The organism is Citrobacter sp. Cf132 (genome assembly GCF_030333885.1).
GTDB classification, from domain to species: Bacteria; Pseudomonadota; Gammaproteobacteria; order Enterobacterales; family Enterobacteriaceae; genus Citrobacter; species Citrobacter freundii.
Window position 1 is genome coordinate 1 of record NZ_JAOWFA010000041.1, and the last position, 17,470, is coordinate 17,470.

Annotated in this window: 21 protein-coding genes and 1 tRNA gene; 6 read left to right on the top strand and 16 right to left on the bottom strand. The window is 47.9% G+C overall.

The genetic code is table 11. The features are described from left to right. From OGV85_RS05680 to OGV85_RS05730, 11 genes are all read right to left on the bottom strand, one after another. A protein-coding gene (locus OGV85_RS05680; protein ID WP_286553126.1) for an IS3-like element ISSen4 family transposase occupies positions 1-1,037 on the bottom strand; the annotation gives its coding sequence in 2 pieces (ribosomal slippage) (positions 1-779 and positions 779-1,037; 1,038 coding nt annotated over the 2 pieces). This gene is flagged as partial in the annotation. Positions 1,038-1,206: 169 nt separating this feature from the next. Beyond that, positions 1,207-3,087 carry a hypothetical protein gene (locus OGV85_RS05685; protein ID WP_085016875.1) on the bottom strand — a complete coding sequence of 627 codons (1,881 nt, stop codon included), beginning with the start codon at positions 3,085-3,087 and terminating at the stop codon, positions 1,207-1,209. Beyond that, the gene (locus OGV85_RS05690) at positions 3,087-3,281 is read right to left on the bottom strand and encodes a hypothetical protein (RefSeq protein ID WP_123551984.1); all 195 of its coding nucleotides are present in this window, start codon (positions 3,279-3,281) and stop codon (positions 3,087-3,089) included. Before OGV85_RS05690 ends, OGV85_RS05685 begins: the two co-directional genes overlap by 1 nt. Before the next feature lie 135 nt (positions 3,282-3,416). Continuing rightward, a complete protein-coding gene (locus tag OGV85_RS05695) occupies positions 3,417-4,445 on the bottom strand; it encodes a major capsid protein (RefSeq protein ID WP_161575267.1) in 1,029 nt (342 codons plus the stop codon). A 15-nt stretch (positions 4,446-4,460) separates the two neighbouring features. Then, the gene (locus OGV85_RS05700) at positions 4,461-4,823 is read right to left on the bottom strand and encodes a hypothetical protein (RefSeq protein WP_062773109.1); all 363 of its coding nucleotides are present in this window, start codon (positions 4,821-4,823) and stop codon (positions 4,461-4,463) included. After that, entirely contained in the window at positions 4,820-5,044 is a 225-nt protein-coding gene (locus OGV85_RS05705) for a hypothetical protein (protein WP_062773106.1), read from the bottom strand. The genes OGV85_RS05700 and OGV85_RS05705 overlap by 4 nt, the downstream gene beginning before the upstream one ends. A gap of 694 nt (positions 5,045-5,738) precedes the next feature. After that, positions 5,739-6,077: a hypothetical protein gene (locus OGV85_RS05710; protein WP_149384603.1), complete on the bottom strand. Its 339-nt coding sequence runs from the start codon at positions 6,075-6,077 to the stop codon at positions 5,739-5,741. Further along, complete coding sequence (locus tag OGV85_RS05715; protein WP_149384602.1) at positions 6,070-6,459, bottom strand: hypothetical protein; 390 nt, start codon at positions 6,457-6,459, stop codon at positions 6,070-6,072. The genes OGV85_RS05710 and OGV85_RS05715 overlap by 8 nt, the downstream gene beginning before the upstream one ends. A gap of 112 nt (positions 6,460-6,571) precedes the next feature. Next, positions 6,572-6,850, bottom strand: a complete 279-nt coding sequence (locus OGV85_RS05720) for a hypothetical protein (RefSeq protein WP_047054422.1) — start codon at positions 6,848-6,850, stop codon at positions 6,572-6,574. Between the two features lie 11 nt (positions 6,851-6,861). Then, positions 6,862-7,641 carry a winged helix DNA-binding protein gene (locus OGV85_RS05725; RefSeq protein ID WP_085016857.1) on the bottom strand — a complete coding sequence of 260 codons (780 nt, stop codon included), beginning with the start codon at positions 7,639-7,641 and terminating at the stop codon, positions 6,862-6,864. Between the two features lie 102 nt (positions 7,642-7,743). Further along, the gene (locus OGV85_RS05730; protein ID WP_164530024.1) at positions 7,744-7,911 is read right to left on the bottom strand and encodes a hypothetical protein; all 168 of its coding nucleotides are present in this window, start codon (positions 7,909-7,911) and stop codon (positions 7,744-7,746) included. Between the two features lie 564 nt (positions 7,912-8,475). On the opposite strand from OGV85_RS05730, the gene OGV85_RS05735 reads away from it, so the two are divergent. The 5 genes from OGV85_RS05735 (at position 8,476) to OGV85_RS05755 (ending at position 11,747) form a co-directional block, all read left to right on the top strand. Beyond that, complete coding sequence (locus tag OGV85_RS05735) at positions 8,476-8,937, top strand: hypothetical protein (RefSeq protein ID WP_085016858.1); 462 nt, start codon at positions 8,476-8,478, stop codon at positions 8,935-8,937. A gap of 1,518 nt (positions 8,938-10,455) precedes the next feature. Beyond that, the gene (locus OGV85_RS05740) at positions 10,456-11,064 is read left to right on the top strand and encodes a tyrosine-type recombinase/integrase (protein ID WP_048218522.1); all 609 of its coding nucleotides are present in this window, start codon (positions 10,456-10,458) and stop codon (positions 11,062-11,064) included. Then, positions 11,054-11,254, top strand: coding sequence for a hypothetical protein (locus OGV85_RS05745; protein ID WP_072206204.1), 201 nt, complete (start codon positions 11,054-11,056; stop codon positions 11,252-11,254). Before OGV85_RS05740 ends, OGV85_RS05745 begins: the two co-directional genes overlap by 11 nt. A gap of 5 nt (positions 11,255-11,259) precedes the next feature. Continuing rightward, on the top strand, positions 11,260-11,457 hold the full coding sequence (locus OGV85_RS05750; protein WP_045623679.1) for a hypothetical protein: 198 nt from the start codon (positions 11,260-11,262) through the stop codon (positions 11,455-11,457). After that, positions 11,439-11,747 carry a hypothetical protein gene (locus tag OGV85_RS05755; protein WP_022649298.1) on the top strand — a complete coding sequence of 103 codons (309 nt, stop codon included), beginning with the start codon at positions 11,439-11,441 and terminating at the stop codon, positions 11,745-11,747. Before OGV85_RS05750 ends, OGV85_RS05755 begins: the two co-directional genes overlap by 19 nt. A 392-nt stretch (positions 11,748-12,139) precedes the next feature. Here OGV85_RS05755 and OGV85_RS05760 read toward each other — a convergent pair whose 3' ends face one another. The 3 genes from OGV85_RS05760 to actS all read right to left on the bottom strand — a co-directional run bounded on the left by OGV85_RS05760 (position 12,140) and on the right by actS (position 13,983). Continuing rightward, on the bottom strand, positions 12,140-12,508 hold the full coding sequence (locus tag OGV85_RS05760; protein WP_085016673.1) for a hypothetical protein: 369 nt from the start codon (positions 12,506-12,508) through the stop codon (positions 12,140-12,142). 563 nt (positions 12,509-13,071) lie between these two features. Continuing rightward, positions 13,072-13,145, bottom strand: a tRNA-Gly gene (locus OGV85_RS05765). A 79-nt stretch (positions 13,146-13,224) separates the two neighbouring features. Further along, positions 13,225-13,983, bottom strand: a complete 759-nt coding sequence (actS, locus tag OGV85_RS05770; protein WP_003026902.1) for an amidase activator ActS — start codon at positions 13,981-13,983, stop codon at positions 13,225-13,227. A 166-nt stretch (positions 13,984-14,149) separates the two neighbouring features. On the opposite strand from actS, the gene idi reads away from it, so the two are divergent. Then, complete coding sequence (idi, locus tag OGV85_RS05775; protein WP_048218550.1) at positions 14,150-14,704, top strand: isopentenyl-diphosphate Delta-isomerase; 555 nt, start codon at positions 14,150-14,152, stop codon at positions 14,702-14,704. 77 nt (positions 14,705-14,781) lie between these two features. Here idi and lysS read toward each other — a convergent pair whose 3' ends face one another. Both lysS and prfB read right to left on the bottom strand, forming a co-directional pair. Next, on the bottom strand, positions 14,782-16,299 hold the full coding sequence (gene lysS / locus OGV85_RS05780) for a lysine--tRNA ligase (protein ID WP_003026911.1): 1,518 nt from the start codon (positions 16,297-16,299) through the stop codon (positions 14,782-14,784). A gap of 9 nt (positions 16,300-16,308) precedes the next feature. Continuing rightward, positions 16,309-17,407, bottom strand: a protein-coding gene (gene prfB, locus OGV85_RS05785) for a peptide chain release factor 2 (protein WP_096878465.1) whose coding sequence is annotated in 2 segments (ribosomal slippage) — positions 16,309-17,331 and positions 17,333-17,407 — 1,098 coding nt in all. Because the reading frame shifts where the segments join, the coding sequence is not laid out codon by codon here. Between the last annotated feature and the right edge of the window lie 63 nt (positions 17,408-17,470).

The following is a 17,470-nucleotide window of genomic DNA, read 5'->3' on the forward strand; positions in this document are numbered from 1 at the left end:
CGTGGAGTGCGGGCGGCATTCGTTATAATCCTGCCGCCAGTCATTAATAATTTTCCTGGCATGAACGATATCGCTGAACCAGTGCTCATTCAAACATTCATCGCGAAATCGTCCGTTAAAGCTCTCAATAAATCCGTTCTGCGTTGGCTTGCCCGGCTGGATTAAGCGCAACTCAACACCATGCTCAAAGGCCCATTGATCCAGTGCACGGCAAGTGAACTCCGGCCCCTGGTCAGTTCTTATCGTCGCCGGATAGCCTCGAAACAGTGCAATGCTGTCCAGAATACGCGTGACCTGAACGCCTGAAATCCCAAAGGCAACAGTGACCGTCAGGCATTCCTTTGTGAAATCATCGACGCAGGTAAGACACTTGATCCTGCGACCGGTGGAAAGTGCGTCCATGACGAAATCCATCGACCAGGTCAGATTGGGCGCCGCCGGACGGAGCAGCGGCAGACGTTCTGTTGCCAGCCCTTTACGACGTCTTCTGCGTTTTACGCCCAGGCCACTGAGGTGATAAAGCCGGTACACGCGCTTATGATTAACATGAAGCCCTTCACGGCGCAGCAACTGCCAAATACGACGGTAGCCAAAACGCCTGCGCTCCAGTGCCAGCTCAGTGATGCGCCCTGATAAATGCGCATCAGCAGCCGGACGGTGAGCCTCATAGCGGCAGGTCGACAGGGATAAACCTGTAAGCCTGCAGGCACGACGTTGCGACAGACCGGTCGCATCACACATCAACATCACGGCTTCCCGCTTCTGGTCTGTCGTCAGTACTTTCGCCCAAGAGCCACCTGAAGCGCCTCTTTATCCAGCATGGCTTCGGCAAGCAGCTTCTTGAGTCTGGTGTTCTCTTCCTCAAGCGACTTCAGGCGCTTAACTTCAGGCACCTCCATACCGCCATACTTCTTACGCCAGGTGTAAAACGTGGCATCGGAAATGGCATGCTTGCGGCAGAGTTCACGGGCGGGTACCCCAGCTTCGGCTTCGCGGAGAATACTGATGATCTGTTCGTCGGAAAAACGCTTCTTCATGGGGATGTCCTCATGTGGCTTATGAAGACATTACTAACATCGGGGTGTACTAATCAACGGGGAGCAGGTCATGGGGATTTGGGGATTACAGGGGTATCTTATTAAATCTGTCCCTTTTAAAAATGTGGATTCATTGCTGTAGTGTTGAAACCATCACCCCTTTGATGTATCACCCACCTGTAGACGATTGACCGGACGACATTTGCAGCGTTAGCGACTGAGCAAAGCTGGCTTGAGAAGCTCTCGCCTGGAAATCAATGTAATCGCTTAATCTTGAGCTATCGCTGGCGATAGTGAGCGGTACGGATGCCTCAAGATTTAGATTGAATGTAGGATTCACCGTGTACACTGGCGCATTGCCGCTGCTGAGTGACATTGCGGAACCACGAAGAGAATCACCATTTAGGCTGTATTGATTTGCCGCTGTTCCAGCATTACCGCCACCAACGCCCAACCAATCCATGATAGCTGGCCCCACTGAACGAGTATTGAAGCCCGTCTTATCCTGAATCCAATCCGCTGTAGCATTCGCAGAACCACCCACAGCACCATCGTAGAGGGCCTGGGCCGCTGGCTTATCGCTATTAGTGAACCACTGAGGGAAACGGGAGCGAAGCCCTTCATTCAGATCAGACACTACGCCGGAAATCTCACCAACAAAGCCCGTCACCTGTTTAGCCAGATCTCCTAATCCCTCTCCAAGCATTCCAGCCGATTCGGTGATAACTTGCGTGTTTTTAACAAGCTCGTCGCCACCGTCAGCGAAGCCTTTCATAAAGCCAGTGAATAGACTGTTATCAACACCATTCACCAGATTACCCATTGCAACGGACAGATCGCCGTAAGCGTAGGCTTGTTTGATCTGCTCGTCGTCCAGCGTCTGACCGCTATCAACCAGCTTTTTCAGAGTCGAAATAAATTGTTCACCGTTATTCTTGAAGAGATCGAGGTAATGAGCGCCATCGTCGAAAATGTTTTCCAGAAGGTGGGACAGTTCACCGTCAGAGTATCCGCGTCTTTGCCCTTCGTTAACACTGGCCTGGAGGAAGTCCAGAGGGTTGTCTTCGTATTGTGAAAGCTGCGACTTGTTCCAACCAAACTTGTTGAGGATTTCTTCAATGTTAGAGTTGCCCCCCTTCCATTTACCACTCTTCTGATCGAATTGGCTGTTCATCAGAGTTTCACTGATTTTCTCGCGCGTATCTTTCCCGAAGCCGTCAGTGATTTTGTCCACGCTGGCACTGTCTACGCCGTGTTGCTGTCCCCAGGCGACAATCGCCTTAACAGCATTAGGATTCAGTTTGGTACGTTCGGACATACGGACAAGTTCCAGATTCTCATTCCCTTTGTCACGGATACGAGACAGGATGCCAGCGCCCCCCGCAAGGGCAGCAGTAGCACCAATAAAACCAGCACCGCCGCCGATCACATTCAGCCCCTTCTCTTTGATACCAGCCGCCGCGCCTTTGTAATCCGTGCGTTTAGCGTGTTTGAGTGCTGCCGCCTGTGCCTGAGTAGATGCCGTCACTTTAGCCTGTAAAGCCGCCTCACGGCGCATGAGGGCAATTCTCTCGCGTAGCTCATAGTTCATCTTCTGACTACTGATCTGACCGCTACGGAACAATTCAGTCTGCTGGTGAGCGAATTTAGCAAACTGGTGTTGTGTGGCGGCATCAACGCCGTATTTTCCGGCTATACCTTTCATTTGGAGGTTGGCTGAGCGCCGTTTCAGGTCGGCTGTCTCATTACGTTTGGCAATCTTAGCCGCTTCTCTGGCTTGCGCTTTCCCTGCCTTTTCTGCCTGGCGTTGCTGCTGCTTCAAGTCACTGGGCGTTTTAGGCAAAGTAGATTTTGCATCAGCCACTTGTTCCCGCGCTTTAGTTCTACGTTGCTTTTGAGCCTGAAAACGAATCTTCGGGTCTTTAATCTTAGAAAAATGACGTTGAAGGTCATCTGCGGATTTTTTAGCCTCCGCAATACTCTGCTTGTCCACAACGAAGGTGACGGTCGATTTTATTTCTGCGATGTTGATCGATAGTCCACCTGACATTATTCACCGCCTTTCTGATCTAAAAAATGGTGAATCGCTTGCTCTACAGTTTCACCACGAAAAATACGTTGCCTCACGCCGTTATAGTCAACATCTAATAGTCTGCAAATAGCAGCAACATTTAATAGCCCCTCTGCATCTGATGCAGAAAGTTGAACATGCAGCCCTTTGGCTGATTTTAAAATTAATTGCATAGTATCCTCACCTGAAAATAAAAAAGGGCGGGAACACTGGGGAGATTTGCGCTCTCATAGTTCCCAACGTTCACACGCCCTGTTTAAAGCTCTTCTGTTATTTTCCAGACGTGAAGAGCTAACGTCTATCGCTTGTTAAGCCGCTTTGATGTGAACAGAGAAGCCCAATCCGTGGTTAACGCTTAACGCGGAATTTTCCGAGATCACGTTAATCGCGTTTCCGCGCTCGCTTTCGAAGCTCCAGCTATAAACTTCCGCAGGTGCTGCATTAAGGAGTTCAAAGGTGCTGCTGGCTGCGCCGTAAATGTTGGTGTAAATACCGCTTCCCTTAGCGAATTGCGGGATAGCGATAGCATCAGCATCGCCCATTTGTGCGATCAGCAATGGGTCAGTTACTTTGATCACATCTACATTTGAACCAGGGATCGAGAAGGTGCTCACACCTGGCAGGAGGTCACGACGCTGGAACACTACGTTCCCTTCGTCCAATGGGCTGACATAGCGGAAAGCCGCTTCCATTGCAGGGCTGAAACGCAGATCGCTATAGAATGAGCCTGTAGCAAAAACAATAATTCGCTCCACTGCCGACGCCTGGCTTTGTGCCGCTTCGGTAATCTGGCTCACCATGTCGTCAATGGCACGTAGAGTGCTGCTATCGGTAGCTGACAGATCAAGAGTGGCATTCATCGGGGCTACGCCGAACAGGTCGCCAAAGTCGATTAACAGATCGTCTGTCTTAGGCGTATACACCTGACCAGAGAAGAGTGATCGTGCGAGGTAACTTTCACGAGTGCGCATAAACGCTATAGCGTGTTTATTCATGTAATCGCTGTAAATGTCAGTCACGGTTTCTTGAATGTCGCTTCCAGGCTTACGCTTGCCCTGAATGTCTGCCGGGACAATAAGATCCTCACGGAGGAAATACGGAAGCTCGATCAGCCATTCTTTACCGCTTTGACGGGATGTTACGTTATGTTCGTTGGAGAACCTTGCAGTAGGCTGATTATAAAGGCTGGTGTTATCTTCCAGTAAACGGGAAACACTCACTTTATGAGATGTAACTCCGTCGCCATCAAAAATGTTTAGTGACGACAGTAAAAAATTGCGGGTACTGGTTAGCTGGAATAGTGGACTCAGATCCACACGTTCATTTCCAATAATCATTATTATCTTCCTTGCTTAAGAGGTGAAAAATTCACGAGTGGCGAAGCCTTGCGCCTGTAATGCGCTGATCGCTGCTGCGTGGTTAGCTGCGTTGAGGTTGTCGCTCTTGAGGGCAACGTATGATCCAACGTTGGGAGCGCGTAGGACGTTTACAGGCTTATTACTGCCAGCAGTGACAAATTCACTGACGACTACGAAAGCCACATTCCCAGATGTATAGAGATCGCCGGAAGCGTCTATAACATCGCCGCACTGCACATCAGCAGGAAGAGAAGCAAACACTTTACTGTCTACTGCTGCAAAATTATCGGTCGCAGCACTCACAATGTCTGTGTAGCTTTTACGAACCGGAAAAACGTCTGATAGGGTGATAATCATTGTTTGGTTGATTCCTTTTTTACTTTATTGGCGATCCGTTCCTGAATACTTAACTTATTTGGAGTGGTGTTTTCAGAAGGGAAATAACGCTCTACAGCCTTTTCTATTTCTTCTACAGTGCATCCTGCCATTTCAGCCACTTTAGCTATCATTTCAGGGTTACACAAAATCACTTCATCTTTGTATTTTAGGATTCGGTCGCGATTATTTAATAAGAACATTGTTGTTCCTTCGCGTTGGTCTGTGCATTAATTACGAAAGCATTAATAACGAAAGCGTTACACACAGATTGTTAAAAAGGGGCGATCAAGCCCCTGGAGAGAATGCCCCTTGCTAAAGAAAGCATTATTAACGTCATTTTTCAGGAGAAATGAAGTTAAGAATACAATCTAATAAAAAGACCCCCGTTTTATTATCTTAGGAGATTTAAAAAGATCGGGGGTACTTTGCATCTGTTAAACGTGAAGCCCTTCACGCTGGCAATAACAGATCTTGATTTCATTATCTATTAGCTGACACTTTCGGGAGTGTTATTAATAGAAGATTGCCAGCTTAACGTAATTCCTGAACCTCTCACAATTCAAGGGTAGTTAAGTCTGACTACATTCATCCTAACGGAATGAATGAGGGGTAAAGAGCGAATGCCCTTTCTGAAAAAGTCGGAGATGCGCGGGTGATTGCATGTAAAGCCAACACAACGAGACATTACATCCCACGCATTCCTTCGGAACTAAACAAAAAAGAAGAAGAAAGAACCAACACTTTCAAAAAAAGCATTCAAAAGAGAGTGCCGCTATGGGAAACGGCATTCAGGAGGGAGAAGTGATTCGAATACTATCCCTACTTCTTATTCTATAACATTTCTGTTAATTTGTCAATACCTAAACCGACATTTTATTCACTTTACTTGCATTTTCATTCACCCTCGCTTACAGCGTATTTCTCTGCAATGCTAACGGCAAGCTCTCCCAGCTCAAGCGTGATGTATTGCAGGGAGCAAGCAAGCTCTTCAAGGGTATTTGCTACTCGCCACGCCTGATCAGCGGTGATGGTGCTGCCGTCACGCTCCACCAAACGAGCTACAGAGGTTTGAAGGTGCTCAAGGGCTGTGATGGCTTGCTCAGTATGTCTGACAGCGTTCAGGAGGCTCTCAGGCGTTACTGTAATGTATGTTTTATTCACTTCCTGTAGTAGCGGGAGATGATAATTATCTTCGAAACTAAGAAGTAGAGATTGAATTGTGTCGTTAGTCATTATAATTTTCCCTATCGTCATTAAATAAAAAATCTAAATCGGCAGTGTGACCACTCAGGCCGTTAGTTTGTGAATACCCGACATAATCGGAGTAATGTTCAAATCCGATAATTTGCCAGGGTTTAAGCTGGCTACTATCAATTATGTATTCTTTTCTTTTTCGAGGTTTCCAGAATACGCCAGGCGTAGTGCTAATTATTTCTTGCAAGGCGTTGTATTCATCACCGCAAGGTACAGAGGGAGGGTGTTCTAAAATAGTTGTTTTTAGTGAGCCTGGAATAGATTCTCTTGAATAATCTTTTAGCTTATGGCTGTATTTACGTTTTGTTGCTCTTACTGCTTTTTCAATTCTGACAATGTTACTGCGTTCTCTTTTTCCCATTCATTCCTCGTAAAGGGGGAAACTCTGTGTTTTCTCGTTAATGTCCATACTGCGTAAAATGCAAATAGCCAATAGATAGCGATGATCATAAAAGTTTCCCATTGATTGTTATTTAGTCATTTGAATAAATGATCTCATAATCCGAGATCATAGATTTAACTGTTACGTCGAAATAGCCAGCTTCTTTAAAATCGATAACACCGAATGATTTTAAAGCGTGAAGCCAGAACATCACGCCGCCTTGCGAACATCCAGATCGTTCGATAATGTCACCAAGTTGGATTTTTGTCGGTTTGGATTTATAGAAGTAATGCAGGGTTTCTAACACACGCTTTCCAGCGTCATTAATCTGAATACGGTCAACACCGTATTTCACTAAGTATTGGATCATAATCCTCCTGGTTAAAATGGTAGATCTTCGAATTCGCCGAAGGTTTCATTCGTTGATACGGTTAAAATAATCTCACGTCCAAGATGTTTGGTCGCTGTCTGTGAAATAAGTTGGTAGGCTGCTTCCTCATCGCCCATTGTCTCTGTTAGCGCCCATTTCAAAGCGGCATCAATGGGATCGCCATTCGGTTTGAAGATAGCTACACCGCCCCAGGGAAGGTCTGGCTTGTCCTGCTGAGTGGGGATCGTTGGTGTTGGTGCTGGCGGCTCCAGGTATTCTGGAGCATCCCAGACAAACGGAAGATCATCAAAATCAGGAACTGAATGCTCCTCTGCGGCCTTCACTGGCTCAGGGGCTGGCACTTCGTCAGACGCTGCTACAGGCTGCGCTGTCGGCGCTTCTGGTGGGGTAATGTGAGCATCAGTTAGCGGAAGTGCTCGTAATTCCTTATTCCTCCTACCAGGTATTTTAGTTCTCGTAATGAGTCCTATTAATTCCATCTGTTCGATCAGATCGTTTGTTTTTCCACGAGATAAATCACAAACCTTTGCAAGCTCGGATTGCTCTTCATAACAAACACCACCGGATTTCTCCCAGTCTGCTACGTAACAATACAACTTTTGCATCCTGGCGCTGAACTTCACTCTTCCTTTTTCAAGGTGTGGGGAGTAGATAAAAGGGATTTCTTTGAAGTAGTGGGGAATGTTGAGAGTGCGCTCTCTCGTTACACCATCTTTATCGGTGTATTGGTATTTTGGATCTGCCTTAATCTGGGCGAGGGTTTTTGCCATTGTTGTTTGCTCCTATGTATGCTCAGTAAATTACGAATGCTCCTCATTTGGTTTTCTCCGCTTCTCATTCGTGGGGTGGGTTTTGACGCTGAAACGTGGTTATTACGCGCCAGCTTTCGAGTATTTGACCGCCAGACTTTGGCATTCTTCAAGAAGGAGTGCGCTTACGCTCATTTTTCGGCGCTTCGCTTCTCTGAACAGAATCTGAAATGTCTCATCCGGTATCATTAACGATGTGGACGGTGGTAGTTTGGTTTTCTTCTCGATCATTCTTGTTCTCCTTCTGGGTTATTTAGTGGTCGAAGTGCGGATTTCATCCCAGCGCTTCAATACTTCTGTGAGAAAGGCTTCCCTTTCGTGGTATCCACGAGCGCGGCAAGCGTTGCGTAGTGCTCGGATGCGGTAACGGTTGGTGGTTCCGTCTTTCAATTGTTGAAGTGTGTCTTCAACGTCAAAGTATCTCAGTGTGGCCTCCTATGGTTGGCGTATATAAAAAACACCTTGCAGCCTGACGGCTCAAAGTGCGTTGATGGGTAAACAAAGTTTTGTGCTATAAGACTACTTTAACATTTTTATAAACTTTTGTCAACCCCTCAACGGTGATTTCTCAAAATAATTTTGATCTTTTTCAACGCGTTGCATTTTTGCTTTGCGATTAGTGCTCTTTATAGACAAAATCAACGATGGAAATCAATCTGTTTTTGTGGTAGTTTTGCCAACCAGAACGGAATGCTTGGGAAAACCCCAGACACCACATTAACAAGTGATTAAAAAATGAACGATAACAACTCAACCAAGAGGACTTATTGACTAAAAAACAGACAGGAGGACTTAATGAATCATTCTCAGCCACACCTCAGCACATCTCACACGCCACATACAATTGAACTCACCACCGAACAGATGTTTGACAGCCTGGTGCCCTATTTCACCGAAGTAACGCATCCACAAAAGCGCGGTAAGCACCCCAAAGTACTGACCATTACCACCGATCATAAACGAGTGTGGGCGTATCTCAGAGAGTGTGAGGACGATACAGCCGGATGTGTGATGTTCGATCTGAGTTGTACAGCCCGTAATCTCGGCATGACTCAGAAACGAGTGATGACCGTCATTGGCGATCTGGATAATGCTGGCTGGATACTCTGCCGAGACATTGGCTCGCCCGGTGCTGGAACCTATCAGATCACCATCCAGGACATTGAAACCATCGTTTCATTATGTAGCACCATCACGTATGCCCAGCCAACTATACTAACGATGGATGTGCTGAGAGGCTCACGCCTGGTTCATTAACTACAATAGTCCTAAAACGCTCTGTAAAGCATTCTAAGAGCTTTTATTGCATCGGCAGTGTCTGTATTCCTTACCATCTTAAAATCGACTACAGCACCTCTGAGGCGTTCTATTTGCATTTATGCCGCCCTCTGGCACTTACTCCCGAAACCAATAGCACAACTACAGAGGGATAACGGTAGTTATCAGGATAGTAGGTGTTGGTATTGGATTGAGGCTGGATGAACTGGAGCCATCAGCGAACAGTGAAGCCTTAGCCACTGACTTACTGAAACCTTGCATGGGTGAACGTTAGTTCATGAATGGATGGTTGAAGTTAGTCAGCTTATCAGATGGACAATCAACGGTAGTTGGTTGGTCAGATGGTAATTCCGCGCACAGCGCAATGGTATTCGCCCACGGCGAAAGCGATCTCTTGCCGATGGCAAATAATCGTTCGTGCCTGACTCTCGTCAGAAACGAAGTTTGCACGAGTCCAGAAGGTAAAGAGTACGCTTGCGCTTGTTCCATGAGCGGTACGGGGCTGACCGAGGAGCCAACCAAAGGCGAAACAGGTCACTTGCCCGGAGAGTACCGAGCAGGGACAACAGCAAAAGTATTAAAAGATAGTCTTATTAATTAGTAGTCTTATTTAATCTTATAGTGTGCCGTTTCGTTACTTTAAAAGTACCAAAACGTTACTTTCGTTGTGATCTCGAGTACCAAAACGTTACTTTCAGCCCTTCACCCAACGGCAGACCGTCGCCCTGCTCACTCCGAATCGCACATGCAACAATCCTAAGAACAGCCAGAGGCAAATCTTAGATTATTCCTATCAAACCCCTACATTAATAACGTCAAAACCTATCTTAAATGACAGGTAAAGATCCAGGGTAAATGTAAGCTAAAGTAGATTGTTCACTTTCATTGTCAGAATGATCAGTTTAGCCAAACCGTTGTGTAGTGCTGAATACAGCGCCATTTGTCATGAAAACTACTTTGCACCCGTGCCAGATTCGTTGAACGAGTCTTCTCGCCTTATTGTTATAATGTAACAATTCTTTTTTCATGCCAAAACCCCCATTATTGAGAACCATTCTCAAAAACTCAATTCACATCACCACAGATGAGAATAGCTCTCACTTACAGTGCGAATCCCTCACGATTCGATACACTTTAGAAAAGTGTATTTTGTAAACCTTTGATTTTATTCAATCAGTACACTTTTCCATCACTTCGCCGTGCAAACAGGGGTAACTCCCCGTCATCGAAAATAAATTTCTTGACATAACCACCGTTTCATGAATCATTGGCTAAATTGAATTTATTGTTAATTTTCAATCTGTTACAGATATTCGGTGCTGACGGACAGCAGAATTGGGGCGGCCTTGATCACGCCGTTAAGCAACTCAAGCAACCGCGCATACCTTTTGATCATTTCGTGCTCTTCATAAACAAATGTATCGTGCAACATATTGAAAATGATCAATTTCTGATCAATTATGATTTCAACGAAACGAACAAGAGGAGGGATAAAGAATGGAAGGTATCGCAGTTGCGCTTAAAAGCGCGGAGGACGTGAAAGCAGTGGCGGCAGAGCTACGACGCAATACCAGAACAAACCTGTTCTACTGTGCATGGGTGATGCAGTATGAGAGCGCATTACGTATCTCTGACCTGTTAACCCTCACCTGGTCACAATTCAGTGCAGGGAAAACGCATATCGAGGTGAAACAGCAGAAATCTAAACGAAAGGCAGATCCTAATAAGAAGGTGAAACCGCTCCGTATCAAGATTACTGACACCATGCGGAAAATCGTAGAGATGCGGAGAGAGGAACAATCCACTATGCCTGTGAAGACGGATTTCATCTTTAGCAAAGGCGATCTCCGTAGCAGAGGCAACGCCGTAACTCGTAACACTGTGTTCACTGAGTTCAGCAAGATCGGGCGTAGAGTGGGATTCTCTAACGTAGGGTGTCATACCCCGCGAAAATCAAAAGGGCGAATTTTATTCAGTGCAGGTGTGCCGGTTGAACAGATCGCCCTTCTCCTGGGTCATGCTGATCCACGGTCAACGCTCTTTTATATTGGTTACACGCTCGAAGTAGGCGACGAATTGACAGAGGAGTTTAGCCTTGAAATCTAAATATCTTGTGCTGACGCTGGCACTACTGCCAGCCCTGGCAAATGCCGGACAAATAACCCTTGTTCTTAGTGACGAACAGGAAACAGACAACGCGCGGATTTGCGTTTATAGCAACGCCAATTATACAGAGACAGTGACGACCAGACCGTCGCAGCAATGCCGCTACACAATGACCTTTGAAGAGGAGTAATGAGTATGGAGATTATAGAGATGAACGAACACACAACCGCTTTCAGCCCTATTAAGAGCGAAGAAGAATTGAAATTCGCCGTAGCATTTTTGGACATGTGGCAGAGAAGCCAGGAGCACGGCGTGAACTTTGAACAGGTGTTGAAAGATGCAATTCAACAAGCAACACCGAACGAGGATCGTAAATGGGTGAGTATCAAATGACTAACAGTTACGGATTGAAAACGCCTGAACAATGGCAACAAGAAAGTATTCTTGCCCTGCTGTTTCATTACGACCACGTAGAAGCCTGTTTCATGGCAGATGCAATCAAGGTGTTACCAGAAGATCACGACGTGAACAGAGCGGAGGAGTATTTAGAAAGCCTGATAGAATGGCTGGCTGGTAACACGGACGAAAGCGAAATGAGAAAGGCTATCGAGTGTTACAGCGTCAAAGGCAGCGAAGAGCAAACAGAATTTTTCTTAGGTGCAATTCTCGGAGATGAGTATTGAAAAAGGAAGAAGAGCTAATCACCAGCTTTATCTGGTGTGGTGCTACGGTGTGCGTTTATACGCAGGTAGTGAAGTTTGCAGGGACGACGATACAGCGTCATCTGTTACCGAGAAATTTACGCAATGCTGTTAATAGTGCTGTGCAGGATGCTGAGAACATCCCACACAGCGATCCGACAAACAACAAACCACCACGGAGTGTTAGGAATGCCAGACCATCAGATCATAACAATGAGCCTTCGATTACTGCAAGGGGAAAGCAGGTACGCCAGTACAGGAAAGGCTGATATACGTATTCGTGTTCCGGCGATGAAAGGTAGCCAACTGAAAGCCTTGCTTGATTACATACGCGCGTTGAAGTGAAGAAGCGGGGGGCGAGTTGCCCCCTGACCTTATGCCTTGATTAGCCATTTAGGAGGGATTTCGAGCCATTTCTGACTCTCTTCATCGTAGAAAAATACATCATCTACACCGTGTTCAATCAGATTCACTGGTTTCTCACCTATCGGGAGAGACAACTCCTCAATAAGAACAGTCAAAACACTATTCACCTGATCATTGCCATCCCAGGCAACATTTTTTTCCATGTGTTTTCCATGAAATCCATAGCGGATACGTAACTGCTTGTTGGTCATTACCATCCCCCTACTGTTTGCATTGTCTTGGTACATTGATTCAACAAAATCTCGTTGCTCTCCAGTCAAGGCGAGTATCTCCAACAAAAGAGTTAACTCCCTTCGTATTGATTCCTTATCTGACATACCCACCCTTGAGTGATTAAGATTAATCTCAGGTTATACAGGGTGCAAAAATTGTGCAACTAACAGATTTTGGACAATAGAAGCCTAATGCCCGTTGGTGGTAAGACAACACGCGGAGCCGTTAGGCGACAACATCAGGGATATGTCAGACAGTGAAGTTTATCAGGATGACCATGTACCCGAAGGAGCGAGGCCGAACCGCTGGCAGAGCCTACATATCGTTTGTAGGTACGAACACCACCATAAACCTGTTTATTCCCTGCAACGTCATCGCGACGTGTGGCATGTGGGAGCATCGGCAAAAAATGCGCTTCACTGTAAGGTTATGAGAAGTGCGATCCGTCGCTGCCTGGTGTAGGCTTTGCGTTCATTGTTGGGCTATCGCGGTAAGAACTTGAAACCACCGCCGACGATTGGCTACACTCTCATTTCACCGAGTAACCATTCGTGACAAGTGTCAAAGTAGTGAACTATGGTAGAACGCCTAAGCATGTTAGTAAGCACTACTGCGTAACATGCTGAAAGAACCGGAGTTTTTCGAACGGTTCCACCTGGGGAGATTCTGGAGCGGGCGAAGGGAATCGAACCCTCGTATAGAGCTTGGGAAGCTCTCGTTCTACCATTGAACTACGCCCGCATTGAAGTGCGTAAGGGATTATAAACCTTACGCTCTTCTTGGCAAGGGACTAACCGACTGACTGGCGATTAATTCACCGTCAGCATTTTGGCTTACTCCCCTGCGGCGGTAAATAACGCAGCGGATCGATAGCCGTTGCCCGGTAGCGGATTTGGAAATGCAGGCGCACCGTCGTCGCATCCGAGCTGCCCATCGTCGCTATCTTCTGCCCGGCCTTCACGTTTTGACCGTTGTTCACCAGCATGGTGTCATTATGCGCATACGCAGTGATGTAGTCCTCACTGTGCTTAATCATGATGAGATTACCGTAGCCCCGCAGCTGATTACCGACATAAACCACCTTCCCTGCTCCGGCCGCATAAATCGGCGTACCGCGCGCAGCCGAGATATCAATGCCCTTATTGCCGCCGTCCGCCGTAGAATAAGGCAGGATCACCTTACCGCTGGCAGGCCACTGCCAGCAACGTTGCCCTACTGGTGGCCAGGACGACTGCGGCACAGAAGAAGATGGTCTGACCGCCGCCGTTTTGGTTGAGGATTTCTTGGTTGTTTTGCCAGATCCAGAACTGGTTTTCGCGCCGCCGCTGACCTTCAGCTTTTGCCCCACTTCAATGGTATAGGGCGGTGAAATATTATTCAGGCGAGCGATCTCTTTCACGCTGGTACCGGTGGCGCGCGAAATACGGTATAGCGTATCTCCCCGCTTCACGGTATACACGGAGCCGGAATAACTTCCTGTATCAGACGACTTGCTCCCGGAACAGCCCGCTAACAGCAGACCGACACACAGCAGCATCACGATACCCAGGCCATTTTTCTTCAGGCGTCCTGCACTCAAAACAATACCTCGCAACATTTTCAGACGCTTTATCATAGCAGCCAGAAACCGGATGCCAAATCATATCGCGCAACGAACCGGCAGCTCTGGCATTTCACACCCTCTGTTAATCACTCTGACTTAATTAAGCATATAATGTGAGTGCTTAAGATTGATGGTGGACGCTATGCGACAGGAACATGTCATTTTATTGAATGAGCAGGACCAACCCTGCGGAACGCTGGAAAAGTATGCGGCGCATACCGCCACAACCCCCCTGCACTCCGCTTTCTCGTGCTGGATATTTAACGAGCAGGGCCAACTGCTGGTCACCCGCCGCTCGCTGCACAAAAAAGCCTGGCCAGGTGTCTGGACCAACTCTGTCTGCGGTCACCCGCAGTTGGGTGAAACCAACGAAGTCGCTATTGTCCGCCGGGCTCGCTTCGAACTGGGTGCAGATATCAACTTGCTCACCCCCGTATACGCTGATTTTCGTTATCGCGCCACGGACCCGAGTGGAATAGTTGAAAACGAAGTATGTCCGGTTTATGCCGCACATATCGTCAGTGAGCTACAGCTAAACCCAGATGAAGTGATGGATTGCCAGTGGAGCAATCTTGAGGATGTCTTAAGCGGGATTGACGCGACGCCGTGGGCTTTCAGCCCGTGGATGGTAATGCAGGTTGCAAACAAAGAAGCGCGTGCGCTGTTGCAGAATTACTGCCAACAAATTATTGCCTGATGGTGCTACGTTTATCTGGCCTACATTTCGAATCGTAGGCCGGATAAGGCGTCAGCCGCCATCCGGCATTTCACATCTTACTTAACCGGGCGCATCGCCGGGAACAGGATCACGTCACGGATGGTGTGGCTGTTGGTGAACAGCATAACCATACGGTCGATACCAATGCCCAGACCCGCAGTCGGCGGCAGACCGTGTTCCAGAGCGGTAACGTAGTCTTCGTCGTAGAACATCGCTTCGTCATCACCCGCATCTTTGGCGTTAACCTGATCCTGGAAACGCTGCGCCTGATCTTCGGCATCGTTCAGCTCGCTGAAGCCGTTACCGATCTCACGTCCGCCGATGAAGAATTCGAAGCGATCGGTGATTTCCGGGTTTTCGTCATTACGACGCGCCAGCGGAGAAACTTCTGCCGGATACTCGGTAATGAAGGTTGGTTGAATCAGGTGCGCTTCTGCAACTTCTTCAAAGATCTCGGTCACAATACGGCCCAGACCCCAGCTCTTCTCAACTTTGATGCCGATAGATTCAGCAATCGCTTTTGCAGAGTCGAAGTTATCCAGATCGGCCATGTTGGTTTCCGGACGGTATTTCTGAATCGCTTCGCGCATGGTCAGTTTTTCAAACGGCTTACCGAAGTCGAAGACTTCTTCACCGTAAGGCACTTCAGTCGTTCCCAGAACGTTCTGCGCCAACGTACGGAACAGAGATTCAGTCAGTTCGATGAGATCTTTGTAGTCCGCATAAGCCATGTAGAGTTCCATCATGGTGAACTCTGGGTTATGGCGAACAGAGATGCCTTCGTTACGGAAGTTACGGTTAATTTCGAATACGCGTTCGAAGCCGCCAACCACCAGACGCTTGAGGTAAAGTTCCGGCGCGATACGCAGGTACATGTCCAGATCCAGCGCGTTATGATGGGTGATAAACGGACGCGCTGCCGCACCGCCTGGGATCACCTGCATCATCGGGGTTTCGACTTCCATAAAGCCGCGAGCAACCATGAACTGACGGATGCCAGCCATAATCTGTGAACGCACTTTAAAGGTATTGCGGGATTCATCGTTAGAGATGAGATCCAGGTAACGTTGACGATAGCGTGCTTCCTGATCCTGCAGACCGTGGAATTTGTCCGGCAGCGGGCGCAGCGCTTTGGTCAGCAGACGCAGTTCGGTGCAGTGGATAGACAGCTCACCGGTCTTGGTCTTGAACAACTTACCTTTCGCGCCGAGGATATCGCCCAGATCCCATTTTTTGAACTGCTCGTTGTAGACGCCTTCCGGCAGGTCATCGCGAGCAACGTACAGCTGAATACGGCCGCCAACGTCCTGCAGCGTAACGAATGATGCTTTACCCATAATACGACGGGTCATCATACGGCCAGCAACGGATACCTCAATGTTCAGCGCTTCCAGCTCTTCGTTTTCTTTCGCGTCGAAGTCAGCATGCAGTTGGTCTGAGGTATGATCGCGACGGAAATCGTTCGGGAACGGGATCCCCTGCTCACGCAGGCTCGCCAGCTTCTCACGGCGCGTTTTCAGTTCATTGTTAAGGTCGGCTACCGCGTCAGCGCCCTGTACGTGTTGTTCAGACATGTTGGTTCCTCATAACCCTGCTTTCAAACTTGCTTCGATAAATTGATCCAGGCTGCCATCCAGCACCGCCTGCGTGTTACGGGTTTCAACCCCGGTACGCAGATCTTTGATGCGGGAGTCATCAAGGACATAAGAACGAATCTGGCTACCCCAGCCGATATCTGACTTGGTGTCTTCCATCGCCTGTTTCTCGGCATTCTTCTTCTGCATTTCCAGTTCATAAAGCTTCGCTTTCATCTGCTTCATGGCCTGGTCTTTGTTCTTGTGCTGGGAACGGTCGTTCTGACACTGCGTCACAATCCCGGTCGGGATGTGGGTAATACGCACCGCAGATTCCGTACGGTTAACGTGCTGACCGCCTGCACCGGAGGCACGGTAAACGTCAATACGCAGGTCCGCCGGGTTGATATCGATATCAATATCATCGTCAACTTCCGGATAAACAAACGCCGAACTGAACGACGTATGGCGACGTCCGCCGGAGTCGAACGGACTCTTACGTACCAGACGGTGTACGCCGGTTTCAGTACGCAGCCAACCGTACGCATATTCACCAGCAATTCTGATGGTCACGGATTTAATACCCGCGACTTCACCTTCAGACTCTTCAATGATTTCAGTCTTAAAGCCGCGCGCTTCAGCCCAACGCAGATACATGCGCATCAGCATGCTTGCCCAGTCCTGCGCTTCCGTACCGCCAGAACCTGCCTGAATATCGAGATAGCAATCCGCGCTGTCATATTCACCGGAGAACATACGACGGAATTCCAGCTGGGCCAGCTTATCTTCCAGCGTATCGAGTTCTGCTACGGCTTCGTTAAAGGTTTCTTCGTCGTCGGCTTCTACAGCCAGTTCCAGCAGGCCGGAGACATCTTCCAGGCCCTGGCTCATCTGATCGAGCGTATCAACGATGGCCTCAAGGGAGGAACGCTCTTTGCCCAGCGCCTGAGCGCGTTCGGGTTCGTTCCACACGTCCGGCTGTTCCAGCTCGGCGTTTACTTCTTCCAGACGCTCTTTCTTGGCATCATAGTCAAAGATACCCCCTAAGAACGTCAGAGCGCTCCGTGAGGTCCTGAATGCGGTTATTTACCGGATTAATTTCAAACATTGTCTGATTTCTTTTATTGGACTAGTCAAAATGCGGTGATAAGAGCGGGATTGTAACTAATCC

Excerpts from the sequence above, each read along its gene's own strand:
- lysS (WP_003026911.1), bottom strand. The coding sequence starts at position 16,299 with ATGTCTGAACAACACGTACAGGGCGCTGACGCGGTAGCCGACCTTAAC.
- OGV85_RS05755 (WP_022649298.1), top strand. The coding sequence starts at position 11,439 with ATGGGTGAGTATCAAATGACTAACAGTTACGGATTGAAAACGCCTGAA.
- OGV85_RS05725 (WP_085016857.1), bottom strand. The coding sequence starts at position 7,641 with ATGGCAAAAACCCTCGCCCAGATTAAGGCAGATCCAAAATACCAATAC.
- OGV85_RS05740 (WP_048218522.1), top strand. The coding sequence starts at position 10,456 with ATGGAAGGTATCGCAGTTGCGCTTAAAAGCGCGGAGGACGTGAAAGCA.
- OGV85_RS05735 (WP_085016858.1), top strand. The coding sequence starts at position 8,476 with ATGAATCATTCTCAGCCACACCTCAGCACATCTCACACGCCACATACA.
- OGV85_RS05690 (WP_123551984.1), bottom strand. The coding sequence starts at position 3,281 with ATGCAATTAATTTTAAAATCAGCCAAAGGGCTGCATGTTCAACTTTCT.
- idi (WP_048218550.1), top strand. The coding sequence starts at position 14,150 with ATGCGACAGGAACATGTCATTTTATTGAATGAGCAGGACCAACCCTGC.
- OGV85_RS05730 (WP_164530024.1), bottom strand. The coding sequence starts at position 7,911 with ATGATCGAGAAGAAAACCAAACTACCACCGTCCACATCGTTAATGATA.
- OGV85_RS05700 (WP_062773109.1), bottom strand. The coding sequence starts at position 4,823 with ATGATTATCACCCTATCAGACGTTTTTCCGGTTCGTAAAAGCTACACA.
- OGV85_RS05710 (WP_149384603.1), bottom strand. The coding sequence starts at position 6,077 with ATGACTAACGACACAATTCAATCTCTACTTCTTAGTTTCGAAGATAAT.
- OGV85_RS05750 (WP_045623679.1), top strand. The coding sequence starts at position 11,260 with ATGGAGATTATAGAGATGAACGAACACACAACCGCTTTCAGCCCTATT.
- OGV85_RS05760 (WP_085016673.1), bottom strand. The coding sequence starts at position 12,508 with ATGTCAGATAAGGAATCAATACGAAGGGAGTTAACTCTTTTGTTGGAG.
- OGV85_RS05695 (WP_161575267.1), bottom strand. The coding sequence starts at position 4,445 with ATGATTATTGGAAATGAACGTGTGGATCTGAGTCCACTATTCCAGCTA.
- OGV85_RS05720 (WP_047054422.1), bottom strand. The coding sequence starts at position 6,850 with ATGATCCAATACTTAGTGAAATACGGTGTTGACCGTATTCAGATTAAT.
- OGV85_RS05705 (WP_062773106.1), bottom strand. The coding sequence starts at position 5,044 with ATGTTCTTATTAAATAATCGCGACCGAATCCTAAAATACAAAGATGAA.
- OGV85_RS05685 (WP_085016875.1), bottom strand. The coding sequence starts at position 3,087 with ATGTCAGGTGGACTATCGATCAACATCGCAGAAATAAAATCGACCGTC.
- OGV85_RS05715 (WP_149384602.1), bottom strand. The coding sequence starts at position 6,459 with ATGGGAAAAAGAGAACGCAGTAACATTGTCAGAATTGAAAAAGCAGTA.